The following is a 19,331-nucleotide window of genomic DNA, read 5'->3' on the forward strand; positions in this document are numbered from 1 at the left end:
CCTCTCATTCGGGAGGCTTTTGTGTTTTTGCAAGTGAAGAAATCAGTGTCGGGCCAGCGGAATGTAATATTCGCAAGTCACACCGTTTAGTGCAGATTCGCGGGAGTATTTTTCCAGATCCGGCTGCATGATGAATTCCAGACCAAGCGTCGGCAAAAATACTGAATACAAATACAGTATGAAATCATTCAGGCGGCTGAGATCATAAGGATAACGGATCTTCAGATAACGGCTGGAGGGCACCATAATGTCATGGTTATCGCTGATCTTCACTTCATGAGCGACCGTATAATCCATCTGTAATGCATTGGCGACTTCATCATTCGTATCAGGACGACAATCGGATAAGCCCCAGACCGGCGCGAGGAGTGATTCCGGCGTTTCCAGATAGCGTAACAGTTCGGCACGATGTACGTGATTTTTGGCGTTAAACAGCGCTTCAATCGGATAAGAATGCGTTGAAGTCTGGCCCTCGAATGCCATTTCCGGCAATTCTACAATTTCATATTCAGGCGGTGGAAACTCATCCACGGTCAGCGGTGCCGTGATGCCACTCATGGTCCACGATGCATTCCGGCGGTACATTCCCGGCGTTTCAGCAAAGTTCTTTTTGAACGAACGGGTGAACGTCTGCTGAGAATCGTAAGAGTAATACAGCGAAATATCGAGGATCGGCATATTGGTCAGCCGCAAAGCAATCGCGGCCATCGTCAGACGACGGTCACGAATGTATTTGCCCAGCGCGAAACCTGTTTTACTTTTAAACAGACGCTGAAGATACCAGGGAGAATAACCGGTTTTCTTCGAGGCTTTTTCCATGGTCAGACGATCACTTAAGTTGACTTCGATCCAATAGAGTAACTCTTTGATCAAGTCATCATGGAAATCAGGTTTTTGTTCGCTCTGCAAAATGAACTCCCTGTGCTGCGATAAAGTCGCCATAGTTAGTGCGCGACCGATTTTGAAAACACGTTCACGACAATCACGCCCGCGATGATAAGCCCGAGGCCAATCATTGCCGGGGTGTCCAGCTTTTGCCCGTAACCAAACCAGCCAATGGCGGAGACCAGGACAATACCAACGCCGGACCAGATCGCGTATGCAATACCGGTCGGCAGGGTTTTCAGGGTCAGAGACAATAAAAAGATGGCAATCGTGTAGCCCAGCAATGTGACAACGCTTGGCCACAAACGGGTAAATCCTTCAGAACTTTTCAGGCTGCTGGTCGCAATAACCTCGGCAATAATCGCCAGGCCGAGCAGCAAATAAGTTTTAAACATCAGAGGTTTCCTTACATCCAGCTTCACTGACATACAACTCATTCTGGATGGCGCGGTGTAAATTGTATTCCGCACACTGACTGGTTAACCCGAGCGTTTCTAGACGCGACATGGCATCCATGCTGCTGCTCAGACCAATCAGCCTCCAGGATATATGCTCCGGGGATTCGCCTTTGGAAAATTCCCCTTTCTGGCGACCGAATTCAATCGCATCAGATACCAGTTCGTGCCAGTCGGCCACAGACAGCGCAAAAGCTGCTTTCATCAGCGGCTCTTGTTCAGTCAGCAACATGGCCTCATGCCAGAGCGGAATAGCCATCAGCGACTGATCATCCTGGGGATCAATCAACAGCAGGTTGAGCCGTTCCCGGGCGGTCATCTGCTGACTTCTTTCCAGTAACTGTTCTTTCAGGATCTTCATCACCTGCGTATAGGCTTGCGCGCGAAGTTCTCCTGCGCTGGAAAAATGATGATGAACCTGACCGGTTGCGGCCCCCGCTTCCTGAGCAACACGGCGCACCGTGGTGGCAGCCAATCCTTCATAGCGCGCAACCCGTGCGGCGGCTTCAAGAATGGTTGTCTTGCGCGCTTCTTTACAGAGATAGGCCACTTGAAAAATCCGAAGGTGAAGAGACAGCAGAGGATAATGCCAAGAGTTGGACGGATGTTCAAGTTTTTTGAGAACGTTCATTCACCTGTGATTATATATAGGTAAATTAGCTTGCATTGGATCAGAAAGGAGTACCCGCTATATGGTGAATATTCATACAGTGGCCGGTGTACTTAGTCAGTTGTACACACGAAACTCGAAGCAGATTTTATGTCTCCCTGCCCTTTATATTTGGGAAACTGCGGATATTCGCACAGCGGCATTTCACGACCGGCAGTGGCTTTATTGGTATCAATCATAATCTGCTGGCCAGGATCGATGCCGTGATCCACCCACTTATCGAGCGTGCCGAGGGAATCCCAGCTCACGCGGAACGGGCCGCTGCTATGGGTAAATCCGGGGGCAAGATAGAATCGCGCAAACTGATGCAATTCTTTTTCCCCAAACCGCGCTTTAAGCTTCTCGTAATAAGCCAGCGTATTTCCCGGTGGCACCGCCATGTCTGCCGTGCCGTGCATCAGCAGCAATTTTCCACCGTGCTGAACGAATGCGCTGATATCTGCATTGTCATTATCGACCTGAGACGCCAGTTCTTTCAGCCGTGTTGAATGTTGCGCGGGATTAAATTGCAGGGAATCATAATCCGGCGAACGCATGACTTCATACCGCACTGCCTGATCGCCCATCATATATGGAAAGGAAATGATGATGTTCGATGAGGCCGGTTTTGGCTTATCAGCGCCCGAGCCGAACACGCTGACCAGCGCAGGGGCATCAGCGCCCAGCAAAATCGGCCAGGGCGCAAAGTGATCGCCGGTGGGTAAATTCACACCCAAGGACACCGGTTTACTCAGCATTTCCACCAAAGGTAATTGCGCATCCGAAAGGCAAAGGTCACCGTTATCCTTGCCATCGTGACAACGTAACCTTTCCGGTTTAAAGGCTGCCCTGCACGCGTCCACATTGGCGACAATGCCGTCGGTCAGCCCGTCCAGTTTGTCACAGGCACTTAAAACGGAATTGGATATCAGCGCGGCTTTTGCCGGTGAAATCCAGGCTCCCGGCGTGTTGTAAACAGCCTGTCCGATACGAATTCCCGCCATATGCAGTTCGACAACGTTGTAAACCGGATGGATCGCAATAGCGCCGTCGTAATCGAGCGGATACCGCTGAATGGCGGCCAGCGCCTCATGGCCGCCCTGAGAGTTGCCCTGAAAATAGAGACGCGACGGTTTTCGGCCATAAGCCTGTTCAATAAGTGCCACCGCCACGTCGTGCGTTTTTTTAATCTGTGCCCCGGCAAAATTATTCCAGGCTTCCTCATTCAGCGTAAATGATGCGTCGGACACCCCACCCTGATGGCCGGAATCGCTGCCAAAGGTGGCATATCCTTGTTTCAGAGCGCCGGGTACGGACGCGGGCGCGAGCCGTGCGGTATCTGCCCCTTTTATGGCACCATCGAATCCCCCGCCGCCAAGTTGAAGCGCCTTGCCATTCCAGACGAGTGGCAGATAAAGCTGGAACTGGATATCTGGCGCTTTCGGATCAACCGGTTTGATTTGCCCTTCGAGCTTGCAATGAGTTTCCACGGGCTGACCGGCAATCGCGACGGTCGTTATGACGGCCCCCCGCGTCGGAAGCCCAATGCGCAAAGCCGGAATATGCGTATTTTTCATGGCAACACATTGTGCTTCGGTCAATCCTGAAACGGATGCGGCGGAAACAGTACCGGCGATAAGCATTAAAAACAAACCAGGCAGAATCAATTTCATCAGAAGACGTATGTCCTTAAGTCGCAGTAACGGCAGTGTGTCACTAAATCAGTGGCGATTGAAGCCCTGTTATTCCGTGAAATGTAGCTGGATTTGAAATTATTATTCCACCTAAACAATATTAATTATCTATGCGCCAATATGCAAATATACAGAAGAGTAATAACAAACTGATTTAATTGAATAATCTCATTAAATAAAATGAATAAACGAGATGTTTTATTTGTATGCGCAGACTTTTCCGGCGTATATTGCTGTCGTCGTCAGGTTCCTGAACGGCACTAATTACACTATTATTTTTAAAGGGATTTACATGAAAAATGTCATCAAGTTCGCACTTCTTTCTGCCTTAGTTGCCACTCTTTCTGGTTGTACCGGTAGCGTTTATAATAAAGAGAAAAACTGCGACTACACTTACTTACTTCACCCGGCCATTTCAATTTCTAAAATGATTGGCGGCTGTGGCCCGACGGATAAATAATCACACTTCGTCACTTTTACGCTGACCGCCCTTTTCAGGGCGGTTTTTAAAACCTAAATTTAGTTACAACATTCTTAAAGTTCATCAAATAAAAACAGTGGAAACTTCAATTCCTGCGTCAGATGCATTCTTGCAGGATAAATGTCCAGATAAAAAAACGGCCAATTTTCGTGACCGTTTGATATTTGTTGACTGAAATCAGCAAGGTTTTATCGCTTACGCCACAACGTAAGTTCTGCCAACGTGTGTTGGAATTTGCGGGCTGTTTCGCGGATAACAAACGGAATATCCTGCGGTGCCTGAATTTCTTCAAAGTCGCTGGCCAGCAGACGACGCAAAGCCTGATGCGTTGTCACCGCTTCTCCGTTCTCGCGGAAACCGCCAAGCCAGTTTTGCTTCGGCGTGAATTCTTCCAACCAGGTATACGGCGAGGACAACATCAGCACCCCGCCACTGCGGATCATCGGCGTGATATCTTTCAGAAAACACGCGGGTTCACGCAAACGGTCCAGTAAATTCGCGGCCAGAACCAGATCATACAGTTCGCCCTGCGGCTTCAGGTTACAGGCATCCCCCTGCACAAAACTCACGCGCCCGGTTTGCTCTGCATCGATATTCACTTCAGACAATGAGGCCTGACAATAATCGACCAGCTCACCCTCTTCCGGAATAACATAACGACAGGCTTCGCCACGAGCCAGCGCTAAAGCAACATCAATAAATCGGGCCGAATAATCCATTCCGACAACAGAATCAAAATGTCGTGCCAGCTCGAAACTCGCGCGTCCGGTCGCACAACCTATGTCCAGCGCCCTTCCGCGTAAACCGACATTTTTCACTGCAATATCAACCAGTTGCTCAGCATAATTAGGCACATCGAAATGACGCGGCCCGTACTGAAAATCCAGATACTGCGCGATCAGGCCGTCCGTTTCGTAAGGATTCACCGTCTGTATTTCCTGATGACCGGATATCACATACCGGAAACCGGCGTGCTGGAAAAAGTGACGACGAAACGCATAACGCGAGGATTTCAGGGCTTCATTACCGGTAGAAATCCAGCTTCCGCCTTTAATCATCGAATGTTTGCCGTCAAACGTTGGCGTGGAAAAGTCATCATAAAGCGGATGCACGCGGAAACCTTCAAAGCCGCTGATCGGCGTGGACGCCCATTGCCACACATTCCCCACGATGTCGAAGAAATGCCCCTGCGCAAAATGGTCGACCGGGCATGACGACGCCCACCAGGCGAGGTTGATATTCCCCGGTGCAGTTTCCCAATCAGGCTGGTCCCCTTGTACCTGATTTCGCAAAATCATCCATTCCGCTTCCGTCGGCAACTGCACAGATTCGCCCGTTTGTGCCGCCTTCCAGCGACAAAATGCTGCCGCTTCCAGCTGATTCACTTCAACCGGCCAGTCCCACGGCATTGCCACTTCTTCGGTCATTAACCGAAGTTTCAGTTGCTCCGGTTCGGTTGCCGAACCGACCCAAAAAGTCGGCATTTCGGCCTGAGCAAAGTCCCGCCATCCGGCGCCTTCTTCATCCCACCATTTTGTGTCCTGATAACCGCCGCTTTCTACAAATGAGAAATACTCTGCGTTACTGACCAGCATTCTACTGGCGCTAAATGCCTGAATTTTATGTGTTACAGAACCGTATTCATTATCCCAGCCGAAAGTGTCGTCCTGCTTACCTAGCGTGACAACGTCACCTTTTATCGCCAGCGTTTCGTTTTCTGGTACGGTCTGACGGTCATGCCGGGCAATGTCGCATGCGGGCCAGTGCGGCTGCGGGGTGACCCAGCTCACCGGCAACTGACGGATCAGCACGCTGGAGGTTTCCAGATGAATACGTTCATGCTCGATGCCCATCAGAATCACCCATGCCGGGCTGTCCCAGCCAACGGGAAGCGTCAGCGGCATCGACTCAATAATGCCGAGAACTTCTTCGCGAACTTTATCGCGGTATGCCCGTAAATTGCTGACAGTGGGCCAGTTATAATTCTGATCATCGAGATCGTCCCAGCTCATTTCGTCAACGCCGATTGCCAGCATCGCCTCGATATGGGAATCGATACGTTGCGGGATCAGCCCCGCCGCCATGAGTTTATTGATGTAAAAAGTAGCGGTATGGCCGAAATAGAAAATGAGGGGATGCCGCAGTGAAATCGCTTTAGTGAAATATGCACGTTCGTCGGTCAGGCAATCAAACAGGCTTTCATAGAGCTCCCATGTCTGAATAAAGTAAGCGCGAATTTCCTGACGCTTTTGTTCCGCGGTTCCGGTACTCAGCAGGATTGTCCGGGTCGGTTCGGGTAAACCGGCTAAGTTCGATTGTGGTGAATGCATCATAATTTCCTTAATCTTCTGGCAACGACGAACAATATCCAAGTGTAGCAGTTCAGCTTTGCAAACCGTGCCAGCGAAGGTTTGGGGCGTTGCCCGGCACGTTTACAGATGAAGATGAATGAGCCTGAAATTCATTTAAGTGACGTTATCTTTCCATATAAAGCAGCGAAATTTCCGGAAGTTCCAGAGACTCGCCTTCATATTTGTGGCGTAAATCGAAGTAATCCGGGGCGTCAATAATGCCCTTTATATTGTCAGAAAATGCTTCGAGCGCTTGTTTCATCTGCGGTAAATAGTCGTGAGTGTCGTAAACCCTGTCGATGCCTTCCAGCGAGTGATTCATAATTTTGCGGGCAACATCGTTGGGGACATTGAGGGACGATAATTTGGAACGTGCAGTTCTGCGTAAATCGCGGGTCGAAAAAGCATCGATGCCCAGGCCACGCTCGGCGCGCAACATCCGACGGATCACCTGCGTAATTGCGCCTCTGGATAACGGTTTCTGTTCATCTTTCGGGGAAGGAACCAGCCAGACACTGTCTTTCGGGCTGGCATCTAATAAGGCATTGATGCAAATAATCGCCAGCGGCGGCAGAGGCAGACTGTGATCGCGAGCTGATTTGTTTCGTGTGCCCTGCCGCCAGACGCCAATTCGCAAATTAAACTCGTCTTTCCGCGCGCGGATCACTTCATCCGGCCGTCTTGCGGTCAGCAAACACAGACGTAATGCCCACCGACATTGTTCTGAAATATCCCATAAATCAAGACCATGCCAGAACACCCATATCTCAGCATCGGTCAGCGCCCGTTCGCGCGGCGGTGTGTTACGGCCACCGACATCACGGCGTTTCATGGAACTCAGCGGCGAATGTGCCAGATAACCCTGTGTTTCTGCCCAACCAAAGAATTGCTTACACAGCGCAAAAACCCGTTTGGCTTCCGAAATTTTCCCTTCGGCCAGCAAAATATTGAACAACCGGTTCAGACGGAGGCGCGAAATTTTGTTTAGCGGAACATCCCCGATCACCGGCAGCACATGTTTCATCAAAGAAGAGACGGCGATTTCCGGACGACGTCGGGTCAGCATCAGCGAAAGTCGGATCCAGATATTGATCACCTGCCGGACCGTCGCATTACCCTCTTCGTCAAAATCGTCCAGTTTCGCCAGCGGTGTCATTTTGACCTGCTGAAGATAGGCCAGAACGTGGCGGCCTACATTTTCGGCGGCAAAATCCGCTTCGACTTCTGTTCCTGAAACCACATTGCCCGCCCGCTGAATTCCATCAGAAAAATCACAGTGCGCAGTTATAGCAAGCCTGCGAAACAGAGGCAAAATGTTTGTGACTCCAGACCTATTAAGTCTGGAGTCACAGAAAGAATGAATAAAGAAAAATGAAGGAGTTATGACGGAGATTGGCGCCTGAAGCATTGGTTATAAAAACAGCACACATAATGATATAGCGCATATTTTCGACTGAACACATCGTTGTAGCTTATAAATTGGCGAAAATATCTCCCGTTTTGCCACCTGAATACATTAATTTCAATAACGTGCTTTCAGCCCTAAAGAAAATTTTGGTTATGCCGACATCTAAAGAGTTAAACCTCTTTTATCTCCTCCAAATCGCAGTCTGGCCATGGAAATGTCACTATGCGCAATAATCAACCTGTATCACAGCGGGAATATCAGTACCCGGACGACGCTACATTGATGTCAACGACTGACGCCGACAGCCATATTACCTATGCCAATGATGCTTTTATTGAAGTCAGCGGTTTTGCCAGTGAAGATATTATCGGTCAGCCCCACAATATTGTCCGGCATCCCGACATGCCGCCGTCGGCTTTCAAAGATATGTGGGCCACATTGCAGCAAGGTTTTCCCTGGACGGCGCTGGTAAAAAACCGCCGCAGAAACGGCGACCATTACTGGGTTCGGGCAAACGTGGTGCCGATTATTCGTGGCGGAAAAACCAAAGGCTATCTTTCTGTCCGGACCAAACCTACCGCGACCGAAATTTCTGACACTCAGGCGCTGTATGAGAAAATGAATCGTGGTGAACTGAACAACCGCCGGTTGTTCAGGGGCCTATTGATCCGCACCGGCATCACCCGTCCGTTCTCAATTTTAAAAACACTTTCTGTTCGCGGACGGATCCGCAGCGGGCTCTTTGCTTTATTCCTGCTTAACTCTCTGGCAGTTTCCACACTCACTGCGTTGCCATCGGCACAGTTGTATTCGGCGTATGCGCTCAGCACTTTTTTTGTTTTGCTTTTAGGCTTCTGGCTTGAATGGCAAATCACGCGCCCGGTCGAACAACTTTGTCATCAGACATTGCGGGTTGCCAGCGGGGCGAGTCATACGATCACGCCGATGGAACGCGTCGATGAAATTGGGATGACGCTGCGCTCGGTTGGCCAGCTCGGCTTGATCTGCCGGTGGATGGTGGACGACGTTAACGATCAGGCACACAAAGTTCGCACCGCCAGTGAATCTCTGGCAAACGGAAACGAAGCGCTGAGTCAGCGGACTGAACAGACCGCCGCGAATGTTGGCGAGACTGCCGCCGCGATGAATGAAATGAGTGCGACCGTTGAAAGCAATACGCAAACGGCCGCCGAAGCCGATAAACTTTCGCTGACTGCCAGCGCCGCAGCTGAAAAAGGCAGTAACGCAATGCAGGGAGTTGTCGGCACAATGCAGGAAATCACTGACAGCTCGCAACAGATTGCGACCATCACCAATGTGATTGACGGCATTGCATTCCAGACCAATATTCTGGCGCTGAATGCGGCAGTCGAAGCTGCCCGCGCCGGAGAACAGGGAAAAGGATTTGCGGTGGTGGCCGGTGAAGTTCGCAGTCTGGCGCAACGAAGTGCAAGCGCCGCCAGCGAAATCAAAAGACTGATCGACACCAGTGTGGAGACTGTTGTATCGGGATCAAAGCAAGTCGATCAGGCCGGTAAAACGATGGCGGAAATTGTTTCTCAGGTGAGAAATGTCTCGTCGCTGATCGGGCAAATCCGTAACGCTACCAGCGAACAAAATCTGGGATTACTGGATATCGCCAAAGCCATCGAGGAACTCGACCGGATCACTCATCAGAATTCCCTTCAGGTTCAGGAAGGCGCACACGCTTCCACCGGTCTGAAACGACAGGCCGACCGGCTGGTGGAAGCCGTCGGCGTCTTCAGATAATTTGTTGAAATTCGATCACGTTCAGCACCAGATACGGAGATTTCGCCGAATTTGGTGCTGGGTTATTTCCCGACTATGTTTCTGACCTCCCACTCTGACGCCAGCAAAGCATACAAATATTCACTGCACCATTCCCCTTTCAGAAAGCAGTTTTCCAGGAAACATCCTTCCCGCCGAAATCCTGCTGACTCGAATAACCGGTAACTGCCGTGATTGCGGATATCGGTAACGGCGTACACGCGGTGCTTTTTAAGATGGTCAAAAAGATATGTCAGCAACAGATTTAATGCGCTCTTTGCAATCCCTTTTCCCTGCCATTTCGGATCAAGCGTTATGCCCAGTTCCACCTGGTAGTCGTCGACAAAATGCAGCCCGAAATCACCCACCATGCCGGATTCAGCGTGTTCGATCGCAATCTGAAACCAGTTATCCGGCGTACCAAAAGGAATTTCATTCATCTGTTCAAACAACAATTCCGCCTGCGGACGGGTGAAATATTCCCAACTTTGATAACGGGCAACAGCGGGATCCTGGCGATAACGGGTGAAAGCGTCGAGGTCGTCATGTTCAAAGTGACGCAGACTGAGTAAAGGTGAGGCCAGTAAAATCATAGCGTTTGCTCGTGAATATATAGGATAATTAATCCGTTATATCAAAGTGTTATTCATTGTGAAACAGTTTCCGTATCAATAAAAAAGCCGGACAAGATTTTCCCTGTTCGGCCTGATTTATCATAATTCCCGATCAGTCCGCTGCCGGGCTCAGGCGTTCGTCAGCCTGAATGCAGAAACCGAACGGGTCAGATGAAGCACCTGCTCTTCCAGTGAAGCCGCCGCCGCCGCCGATTCCTGCACCAGCGCCGCATTCTGCTGAGTCACGCCGTCAATTTCTGTCACGGCCTGCTCAATCTGACTGATCCCCCGGCTTTGCTCATCGGACGCCGTCGAAATATGTTCCATCAGAACATCAACCTGCGTAACCGACGAAATGATTGCCGAAATAGATTCGCCGGTACGGGACACCTGATCCGACCCTTCCTTTATATTGGCAACCGATTCAGAAATCAGACTTTCGATTTCTTTTGCCGCCACCGCACTTCGCTGCGCGAGACTGCGCACTTCGCTGGCGACCACTGCAAATCCGCGACCCTGTTCGCCAGCGCGTGCGGCTTCAACCGCGGCATTCAGCGCCAGAATATTGGTCTGGAAAGCGATGCTGTTGATGACGCCTGTAATGTCTTCGATCTTTTTAGAGCTGCTGTTAATGCGCCCCATAGTTCCGATCACGTCCTGCGCCACCTTCTCACCCGCGCGGGCATTTTTTACCGCTTCGCGCGTCAGACCGCTGGCCCGGCTGACGTTTTCGGTATTTTGTTTTACCGTCGCGCCCAGCTCTTCCATGCTGGAGGCAGTTTGTGTCAGCGCCGCGGCCTGTTGTTCGGTACGCGAAGCCAGATCGATATTGCCTGCGGAAATTTCTTGCGACGCATGCGCGACGGTATGGCTGGTGTCACGTACCTGCCCGATAATTTGGGTCAGGGACTGGCGCATATGTTCCATCGACTGCATCAGTTCTTCAATTTCACTGCGGGAACTGTTTTTAAACGGTACCGGCGTATCGAGATAACCTTCTGCAATTTTGCGGCAATGATCGCGCGAGCTCAGCAGCGGAGTCAGAACAAAGCGCTTGAGTAATAACAACACACTAATAATGATGATCAGGAACAGCAAACCAAACGCAATCGTCAGCCCGATACCGAACTTGAAATTGCCCTGCGCGTCGCTGTTAAGATTTCTGGCGTACTGCTCATGCAGCGCCAGCACTTTATCCAGCACCACTTCGTACTGATGGTCCAGCTGTACCACCGCCGGGATCCGCGCTTTGAACTGCGCCTGATCGCCCGCTTTCGCCGCGTCAATCAACGGTTCGATCCCGTTCTGACGATAGTCCTGATAAGCCGTGCGGTAAGCCTCCGCCAGTGCATTTTCGCCCGGTAGTTTTGGTGCATTTATGTAAGCCTGAAATGCGGCGTCCGCTTTTCCCATCACTTCACTGACGCCGTCCAGAGAAGTAGCAGACGGCTGGCCGCCGTTGTTTTCAATCTCCTTCATATATTCCATCACGCGAACACGCGAGGTACGGCTGTGGTTGATCGGGTCAATGATGGAAAGCACCACGCGGATTTCTTTATTCACGTCATCCAGAGACTGATTGCTCTGCGTCAGCAACCAGACGTTTGAAATCATGCTGGTAAAAAAGAGAGCAAAAAGAACAACTAAAACAAGCAAAGAAGACTTTTTAAGCGACATCAATACATTCTCAAAATGGGGCTGGAGTCTGTTTATCGGCAATTTGCACCAGATGTTTAACATTCTCATCGCCCTATCTGAAATTTGCGGCAGGATGATCGGTGTCTGCAATGGCTTCAGCGGGGTACACGACAGACTAAATCTGACTATTCAGAACAAGGCGTTTTCCCTATTTTTGAAATGATCTTTCACGCCCCGATTAAGAAATATGTGATCAACCTCTTTTAAACGCGCTTTAACAGTCAATTTTTCTGACGGCCAGAAATCCGTAAATTACTGGGGGGGGTAAATATAATCACACCGATGAACAATAAATTCATACGGCATGAATAATTCACCACGCGAATATTCTTAGGAGAATAGGAGGAAAAATCTTATATTTGTTCTCTTTTCTCACCCTGTGCCAAATAAAAATTCATTGCGAAACGTTATATATTTTTTGAGGGTGGGTTACCCATTCTTAAGAAATTTCTTACGCCCCTCAACTTGTAAAGAAAATTACTAAAGTCCGAAAGCCTTAGCGCATGCGGCCCGCGGGGTTACATGAAGAAAATTCCTATATATCAATAAAATGATCTGTATCTTGCCATATCAAAATTTGTAACATTTATTTACATATTTAGTTTTACTTAAAACACCTAATGTTTCTAAAATGCCGTCAACAGGTACTTATCTGAAATTTTCTTTCCAGATAAATTCAAAAACACACTGCAAGATGTTCCCAAAAATATTTTGTCTCGCTTGTGACCCTGATTTAGTTGCACACCGACGTGCATAAAAAGGATGTTTTTTTTGGCAGGGTTGCCAACCTTTCATTTATTTATGGATTCATTGGCAGCGTTTATCACTCCACAGTAAGGGATAGGCATGTCTAATAGCTTTCAGGAAGAAATACCCAAGGCTCGCGTCAATATTAAACTTGATTTACATACTGGCGGTGCCCAGAAGAAAGTCGAATTACCTTTAAAATTAATGGTAATGGGCGACTACAGCAATGGCAAAGAGACCCGTCCATTGTCAGAGCGTGAAAAAGTTAATATCAACAAAAATAACTTTAACAGTGTTCTGGCCGACTTTGGCCCGTCGCTCAACCTGACCGTTGAAAACACCCTGGCCGGCGATCGCAGCGAAGAAAGCGTCAGTCTCAACTTCAGAGAGATGAAAGATTTCGAGCCTGAACAGGTTGCACGCCAGATCCCACAACTGCGCGCGATGCTCGCTATGCGTAATTTATTACGTGACCTCAAATCCAACTTATTAGACAACGCCACTTTCCGCAAAGAACTCGAAGCCATCCTGAAAGATGACAATTTGAGCGATGACCTGCGTGCTGAACTGGCTGCTCTGGCTCCCCAGAATTCTTAACCCTTCCTGAACGGATTAACCCGAGACTATGCTGATGTCTGCTACTGAAAACAGTCAAGAAAGCCGCACAACCGTGCTGGAACGTACCGACGCAGGAAGTGTTTATGCGTCATTGTTTGAAAAAATCAATCTGACTCCAGTTTCTGCACTGGGTGATGTTAATGCCTTCCAGGATGATCAGGCGCTGTCTGATGTCTCTACGGATGAACGTGTCACAGCGGCAGTTCAGGTCTTCCTCGAACGCCTGAAACAGTCCGGTCAGAAAGTTGAACGTCTGGACAAAACCTTGCTGGACGGCCACATCGCGATGCTCGACGAGCAAATCAGCCGCCAGCTGGACGAAGTTATGCACCACCCTGAATTCCAGCGTATGGAATCCGGCTGGCGTGGTCTGAAGTTCCTGGTAGACCGTACTGATTTCCGTCAGAACGTAAAAATTGAACTGCTGGACGTTTCTAAAGGCGACCTGCGTCAGGACTTCGAAGATTGCCCGGAGATCATTCAAAGTGGCCTCTACCGCCATACCTACATCCAGGAATATGACACACCGGGCGGCGAGCCAATCGGTTCTGTGATCTCCAACTACGAGTTTGACGCCAGCCCGCAAGACGTCGCGCTGCTGCGCAATATCTCCAAAGTGTCTGCTGCGGCACATATGCCGTTTGTCGGTGCTGTCGGCCCTAAATTCTTCCTGAAAGATTCCATGGAAGAAGTGGCCGCCATCAAGGATATCGGCAACTACTTTGACCGTGCTGAATACATCAAATGGAAATCTTTCCGTGACTCCGATGACTCCCGCTATATCGGTCTGACCATGCCGCGCGTGCTGGGTCGTCTGCCATACGGGCCGGACACCGTGCCAGTTCGCAGCTTCAACTACGTTGAAGAAGTGAAAGGCCCGGATCACGAGAAATACCTGTGGACCAATGCATCTTTCGCGTTTGCAGCGAACATGGTGAAAAGCTTCATCAAAAACGGCTGGTGCGTACAGATCCGCGGCCCGCAGGCTGGCGGTGCAGTCACTGATCTGCCAATCCACTTGTATGATCTGGGCACCGGCAATCAGGTGAAAATCCCGTCTGAAGTAATGATCCCGGAAACCCGCGAATTTGAATTCGCCAATCTCGGCTTCATCCCGCTGTCTTACTACAAAAACCGTGATTACTCCTGCTTCTTCTCCGCGAACTCCGCACAGAAACCGGCACTGTATGACACGGCTGATGCTACCGCGAACAGCCGTATTAACGCGCGTCTGCCGTACATCTTCCTGCTGTCACGCATCGCCCATTACCTGAAACTGATTCAGCGTGAAAACATCGGCACCACCAAAGACCGCCGTTTGCTTGAGCTTGAGCTCAACACCTGGGTGCGCTCACTGGTGACTGAAATGACCGATCCTGGCGACGACCTTCAGGCTTCTCACCCGCTGCGCGACGCCAAAGTGACCGTAGAAGATATCGAAGATAACCCGGGCTTCTTCCGCGTGAAACTGTACGCCGTACCGCACTTCCAGGTGGAAGGTATGGACGTCAACCTGTCATTGGTTTCTCAGATGCCGAAGGCGAAAGCGTAAAAGGCCGGAGTGGTAATGAAAATTGAACGTCCCCTGTGGACACGCGGCGTGCTGGTTTCGCCGCAGCAGTTTCAGCAACAGGCATCTCTCGAGGCCTGGACCAACGAATGCATAGCGCAAATGGGCACCCTCCATCCGTGGGGGGTGCTCCATGCCACATTTGAGCAGAATGCCCTCGCACAAGGCCGCCTGAAGGCGGAACGTTTGTGCGTACGTTTTCAGGACGGGACGTTAACTGACACTGATTGTGCCGATTTACTGCCGCCGACCTTAACGCTCGCGGCGAGTTTGCCTGCGGAAATCTCTGAGGCTGTTGTCATGCTAGCCATGCCGCAGGTTTACGCTAACGGCGGCAACTGCCTGCAACCTGATGAACGCGCCGAACGTCCAGTGCGTTACCGTCAGGCATGGCGTGATGTGCAAAATCATTACGGCGATGACAAGAAACAGGTCGCAGTGATGACGCATGAACTCACTTTGCGCCTGGACACACAGGAAAATGGGGATTATCAGGTCTGCCCGGTGGCCCGATTAGTGCGTGACGCCCAGGGACACTGGACGCAGGATATGCGATTTATTCCTCCTCTGCTTAGCCTGCAAGCCAGCCACTGGTGCAGTGAGCAACTGGAACTGCTGATGGTGCAGTTGCGCGCGCGTCTGGTTCGTCTGATGGGCATGCGCCGTGAAAGTAACGCCCGTATGGCCGATTTTGCCGTCGCAGACGTTTCACTGTTCTGGCTGCTGAACGCGCTTAACGGCGCGGAGCCGGTGTTGAGCAATTTTCAACGTTATCCGCAGGTCCATCCCGAGCGTCTGTATCAGGAACTGGCCCGTCTGGCGGGTAACTTGCTGACCTTCTCGCTTGAACATGATGTCACCGCTATTCCGGTGTATCAGCATGATCGCCTGACGGCCGTCTTCCCGCCACTTTTTGCCTTGCTCAATATTCTGCTGGAAGCCAGCCTGCCTTCACGCGTTGTCGCGATTGAACTGGTTCACGAACCGCGTGTGAATCAGTGGCGCGGTGATCTGCACGATCCGCGTTTGCGCGAAGAAGTTGATTTTTACCTGTCGGTGCGCTCTACCCTTTCTTCTGCTCAGTTGCAAATCCAGTTCCCGCAACTATGTAAAGCCGGTGCACCAGATGACGTTGGTAACGTGGTGAACGTCGCATTAAGCGGCATTCCGCTACAGCCGCTGAGCCATGTGCCCGCAGCAATTCCTCTGCGTCTGGAAAACCAGTACTTCTCCCTCGATCTCAACCACCCTGCAGCTAAGCAAATGATGGACGCAGGTGCCTGCGTATTCTACGTACCGGGCACACTGGGCGACATCCAGCTTGAACTGTTTGCGGTACTGCGCGCATGAGCCCATCCATGAAAAGAGAAACCACGACGGTCGATATCGACGCGTTGCTTGCTGACACCTGGCTTCAGGTCATCAGCCTGCGTCAGGGCATGATCAGCGCAGAAGGTGAAGGCCGGATTTTCTGGCAGCGCTGCGTGGCCGATATCGAACGCGTCCAGCAGGCGTTGCACGACGCCGACGTCAGCGAGCAAAGTTGTCAGCACATAAAGTACGCCCAGTGCGCCATCCTCGATGAAACCGTCAAGGGCCGCAGCGTCCAGGACGATACCTATTACGTGTGGTGTAACACCCCGCTGCAGGCGCATTTTTTCAATACACTGGATGCGGGAAATCAGCTGTATGAACAAATGCGTACCGTCCTGCGCGAGCCTGCGCCGGACACTGCCGTACTGACCTGTTTTCACCGGGTGCTCATGCTCGGATTCCTCGGCGGTTACAAGAGGGCTGAAGTCACTGAACGCGAACAACTGGTTGATGAACTTTCGGCCCGTGTGCCTCCGTTCAGTTTCACGCCGTCGCGCCCGGTGCTGGCTGTCGGAGCATCACGCAATCGCCTGAGCGTCTGGTTGCGCTACTGGCCGGTGCGCCTGGGTCTTGCCACCTGCGTGGTAGCCCTGTTGTGGTGGGGACTTGATCACTGGCTGTCCGGCCTGTTGTCTACCCTGCTACCGGGAGCGGTGCAATGAGTCCGAGGTGGCAACGCAGTTTATGGCTGTGGTTCGGCATTCTGGTGGGAATACTGTGTCTGGTATTCCTGCCTTTCTCACCCGTAATCCGCTGGCTGGCCACCGGGATGGTTATCATCGTCTGTGTGATCGGAATGTGGCGTGCTGGACGTCAGCCTGCTACTGAACTCACCAATTTGTTGTCCGACGGGCTGCCGCCCGAAAAATACCGCCTGCCGGTAGTGCTGGTATGCGGTAACGCACTGCCGGCACTGTTTGGTACCGGTACCGTTCAGCAGACAGCACAGGGTTGCTGGCTGCGGGTTGATGATATCAGCACGCTTCGTCAGTTTACGCGGCAACTGCTGTGGCAGCGGCCAGAGTGGGCAAAGCAACTGGCTGTGATGGTGTCGGTAGATCCGCAGGCACATGCGGATGAGAAAGCGCTGGCCACGATCTTGTATGAACTGCGCTGGCAAATGGTGCAACTGCGCCGGGACACGCGCCGCGCCGTCCCGTTGTTGTTAGCCAGTACGGTCGCAACCAGCCTGACGGACAGCCCGCTCTGGCTATCACAACAGCATACTCAGGCAGTCACACTTTGGCCCGCGGTCACCCAACCTGAAACGCTGGCCAACTGGCAGCGGATGGAAGGCAACGCCGGGCAACCTGCGCGGATAAAACAGACGCTGCTGTTCAGCCAGATCAACAACTGGGTGGCAGCGCTGGTCTTGCCCGCGCTGCAGGCCCGTAACGATGACGTTGCCTGCGTCTCCCCGCAGCAGGTGATCCTGCTTCAGGTGCCTGGGCTGAGTTCTCTGAAACCTGCATCACTGTGGCAACACTGGCTGTCCGCGCATACCGCGCTGACGCACGCCAGCGGCTGGCATCCGGCGGCGCATGCTGACGGCGCCACCCTGCCCTTCCCTGACTTTGTTCTTGTGGATTTACCCACCGGGAATGGCGTGTCTTCACGTCGCCGGGCACTGCGTCACGGTGTGACGTTACTGACACTGGCCGCCGTGGTTGCTCTGTGCTGCAGCGCCTGGCACAACCGCCAGCTTCTACATCGTGTGGCCTTCGATATCCGCCATTACTACGACATCGCAATGGACGATTACGTACCCAAAGCAAATGCCGTTGACGTTCTGCGTCAGGATGCAGCTCAGCTTGATGACTGGTTCCGCAACGGCGAGCCGCTGCGTCTCGGTCTGGGGCTGTATCAGGGAGAACGCCTGCGTCTGCCACTGCTGGCAGCGATTAAAAGCTACGTTCCCCCGCCACCCCCTCCACCACCCGTTGAGAAAGACACACCGAAAACTGTGCGTCTTGATGCCTTGTCACTGTTTGAGACCGGCAAATCCGACCTCAAACCGGGTTCCCTCAAAATGCTGGTGAACGCGCTGGTCGACATCAAAGCCAAGCCGGGCTGGCTGATCGTCGTCGCCGGACACACCGACATTACCGGAGACGCGAAGGCCAATCAGGTTTTATCCCAGAAGCGTGCGGAATCATTGCGCGACTGGATGCTCTCCACCAGCGATGTTTCCCCGACCTGCTTTGCGGTTCAGGGCTACGGCGCAACACGCCCGATTGCAACAAATGATACCCCGGAAGGCCGTGCAGCTAACCGTCGTGTCGAAATCAGTCTGGTGCCGCAGGCAGACGCCTGCAAGGCAACAGCAACCCCCGATTCATCAAATGATTGATGGATGCTCAACCTAGAAATGGAGAACTACCCATGGCAATTCCTGTTTATCTGTGGCTGAAAGACGACGGCGGCGCGGACATTAAAGGCTCCGTAGACGTAAAAGATCGCGAAGGCAGCATCGAAGTGGTTGCGCAGGAACATAACCTGTACATCCCGACCGATAACAACACCGGCAAACTGACGGGTACCCGTATTCACACCCCGTTCCTGTTTACTAAAGAAATCGACTCATCCAGCCCGTATTTGTACAAAGCAGTGACCACCGGTCAGACCCTGAAATCTGCTGAGTTCAAATGGTACCGCATCAACGACGCTGGCCAGGAAGTGGAATATTTCAACACCAAGCTTGAGAACGTCAAACTGGTGAAAGTCGCACCAAAAATGCACGACATCAAAGACCCGGCTAAAGAGAAACACAATCACCTCGAAGCGATTGAGCTGCGTTACGAAAAAATCACCTGGACTTACAAAGACGGCAACATCATTCATTCCGATTCATGGAACGAACGTACCACCGCGTAATCCCCTACAGCAGACGGTTCGCCGTCTGCTGTTTTTGTTGTTTCCAAAACTGCCCTGCTTCCCGGACGGTTTCGTAAACACCAAATAATTCGGACATCGACCTTATGGGCCTGGGTTCCTGCAAA

At 51.5% G+C, this 19,331-nt stretch carries 16 protein-coding genes; 8 read left to right on the forward strand and 8 right to left on the reverse strand.

What is annotated here, in order from left to right; genetic code table 11:
* Nucleotides 1-42 precede the first annotated feature (42 nt).
* From GW579_RS17195 to GW579_RS17210, 4 genes are all read right to left on the reverse strand, one after another.
* Entirely contained in the window at nucleotides 43-909 is an 867-nt protein-coding gene (locus GW579_RS17195; protein ID WP_165060489.1) for a helix-turn-helix domain-containing protein, read from the reverse strand.
* 35 nt (nucleotides 910-944) lie between these two features.
* Complete coding sequence (locus GW579_RS17200) at nucleotides 945-1,280, reverse strand: SMR family transporter (RefSeq protein WP_152328048.1); 336 nt, start codon at nucleotides 1,278-1,280, stop codon at nucleotides 945-947.
* Entirely contained in the window at nucleotides 1,273-1,971 is a 699-nt protein-coding gene (locus tag GW579_RS17205; RefSeq protein WP_206738953.1) for a TetR family transcriptional regulator, read from the reverse strand. Before GW579_RS17205 ends, GW579_RS17200 begins: the two co-directional genes overlap by 8 nt.
* 92 nt (nucleotides 1,972-2,063) lie before the next feature.
* On the reverse strand, nucleotides 2,064-3,662 hold the full coding sequence (locus GW579_RS17210; protein ID WP_235937410.1) for a tannase/feruloyl esterase family alpha/beta hydrolase: 1,599 nt from the start codon (nucleotides 3,660-3,662) through the stop codon (nucleotides 2,064-2,066).
* A gap of 313 nt (nucleotides 3,663-3,975) precedes the next feature.
* Between GW579_RS17210 and GW579_RS17215 the strand changes: the two genes are divergently transcribed.
* Nucleotides 3,976-4,143 carry a YhfL family protein gene (locus GW579_RS17215; protein WP_152328047.1) on the forward strand — a complete coding sequence of 56 codons (168 nt, stop codon included), beginning with the start codon at nucleotides 3,976-3,978 and terminating at the stop codon, nucleotides 4,141-4,143.
* Nucleotides 4,144-4,352: 209 nt separating this feature from the next.
* On the opposite strand, the gene ovoA is transcribed toward GW579_RS17215, so the two are convergent.
* Nucleotides 4,353-6,494, reverse strand: a complete 2,142-nt coding sequence (ovoA, locus tag GW579_RS17220; protein ID WP_165060600.1) for a 5-histidylcysteine sulfoxide synthase — start codon at nucleotides 6,492-6,494, stop codon at nucleotides 4,353-4,355.
* A gap of 145 nt (nucleotides 6,495-6,639) precedes the next feature.
* Nucleotides 6,640-7,755, reverse strand: a complete 1,116-nt coding sequence (locus tag GW579_RS17225; RefSeq protein ID WP_420821549.1) for a tyrosine-type recombinase/integrase — start codon at nucleotides 7,753-7,755, stop codon at nucleotides 6,640-6,642.
* Nucleotides 7,756-8,145: 390 nt separating this feature from the next.
* Between GW579_RS17225 and GW579_RS17230 the strand changes: the two genes are divergently transcribed.
* Nucleotides 8,146-9,693 (forward strand): methyl-accepting chemotaxis protein, encoded by a 1,548-nt coding sequence (locus GW579_RS17230; protein WP_165060491.1) that lies wholly within the window; start codon nucleotides 8,146-8,148, stop codon nucleotides 9,691-9,693.
* 62 nt (nucleotides 9,694-9,755) lie between these two features.
* Here the strand turns inward: GW579_RS17230 and GW579_RS17235 are convergent, their stop codons facing one another.
* A complete protein-coding gene (locus GW579_RS17235) occupies nucleotides 9,756-10,304 on the reverse strand; it encodes a GNAT family N-acetyltransferase (protein ID WP_165060494.1) in 549 nt (182 codons plus the stop codon).
* A 150-nt stretch (nucleotides 10,305-10,454) separates the two neighbouring features.
* Entirely contained in the window at nucleotides 10,455-12,002 is a 1,548-nt protein-coding gene (locus tag GW579_RS17240; protein WP_165060497.1) for a methyl-accepting chemotaxis protein, read from the reverse strand.
* 867 nt (nucleotides 12,003-12,869) lie between these two features.
* Between GW579_RS17240 and tssB the strand changes: the two genes are divergently transcribed.
* Genes tssB through hcp form a run of 6 tightly spaced genes read left to right on the forward strand, consistent with a single transcriptional unit; the run spans nucleotide 12,870 to nucleotide 19,206 of the window.
* The gene (gene tssB / locus GW579_RS17245; protein WP_152328043.1) at nucleotides 12,870-13,367 is read left to right on the forward strand and encodes a type VI secretion system contractile sheath small subunit; all 498 of its coding nucleotides are present in this window, start codon (nucleotides 12,870-12,872) and stop codon (nucleotides 13,365-13,367) included.
* A gap of 28 nt (nucleotides 13,368-13,395) precedes the next feature.
* The gene (gene tssC / locus GW579_RS17250; RefSeq protein WP_152328042.1) at nucleotides 13,396-14,940 is read left to right on the forward strand and encodes a type VI secretion system contractile sheath large subunit; all 1,545 of its coding nucleotides are present in this window, start codon (nucleotides 13,396-13,398) and stop codon (nucleotides 14,938-14,940) included.
* A 15-nt stretch (nucleotides 14,941-14,955) separates the two neighbouring features.
* A complete protein-coding gene (gene tssK / locus GW579_RS17255; RefSeq protein ID WP_165060500.1) occupies nucleotides 14,956-16,308 on the forward strand; it encodes a type VI secretion system baseplate subunit TssK in 1,353 nt (450 codons plus the stop codon).
* Complete coding sequence (tssL, locus tag GW579_RS17260; RefSeq protein WP_165060503.1) at nucleotides 16,305-16,994, forward strand: type VI secretion system protein TssL, short form; 690 nt, start codon at nucleotides 16,305-16,307, stop codon at nucleotides 16,992-16,994. Before tssK ends, tssL begins: the two co-directional genes overlap by 4 nt.
* Nucleotides 16,991-18,682: an OmpA family protein gene (locus GW579_RS17265; RefSeq protein WP_165060506.1), complete on the forward strand. Its 1,692-nt coding sequence runs from the start codon at nucleotides 16,991-16,993 to the stop codon at nucleotides 18,680-18,682. The genes tssL and GW579_RS17265 overlap by 4 nt, the downstream gene beginning before the upstream one ends.
* A gap of 32 nt (nucleotides 18,683-18,714) precedes the next feature.
* Nucleotides 18,715-19,206, forward strand: coding sequence for a type VI secretion system effector Hcp (hcp, locus tag GW579_RS17270; RefSeq protein WP_101079103.1), 492 nt, complete (start codon nucleotides 18,715-18,717; stop codon nucleotides 19,204-19,206).
* The last annotated feature ends 125 nt before the right edge of the window (nucleotides 19,207-19,331 follow it).

Origin of the sequence: Rahnella contaminans (genome assembly GCF_011065485.1) — a bacterium.
In the GTDB taxonomy this organism is placed as follows: Bacteria; Pseudomonadota; Gammaproteobacteria; order Enterobacterales; family Enterobacteriaceae; genus Rahnella; species Rahnella contaminans.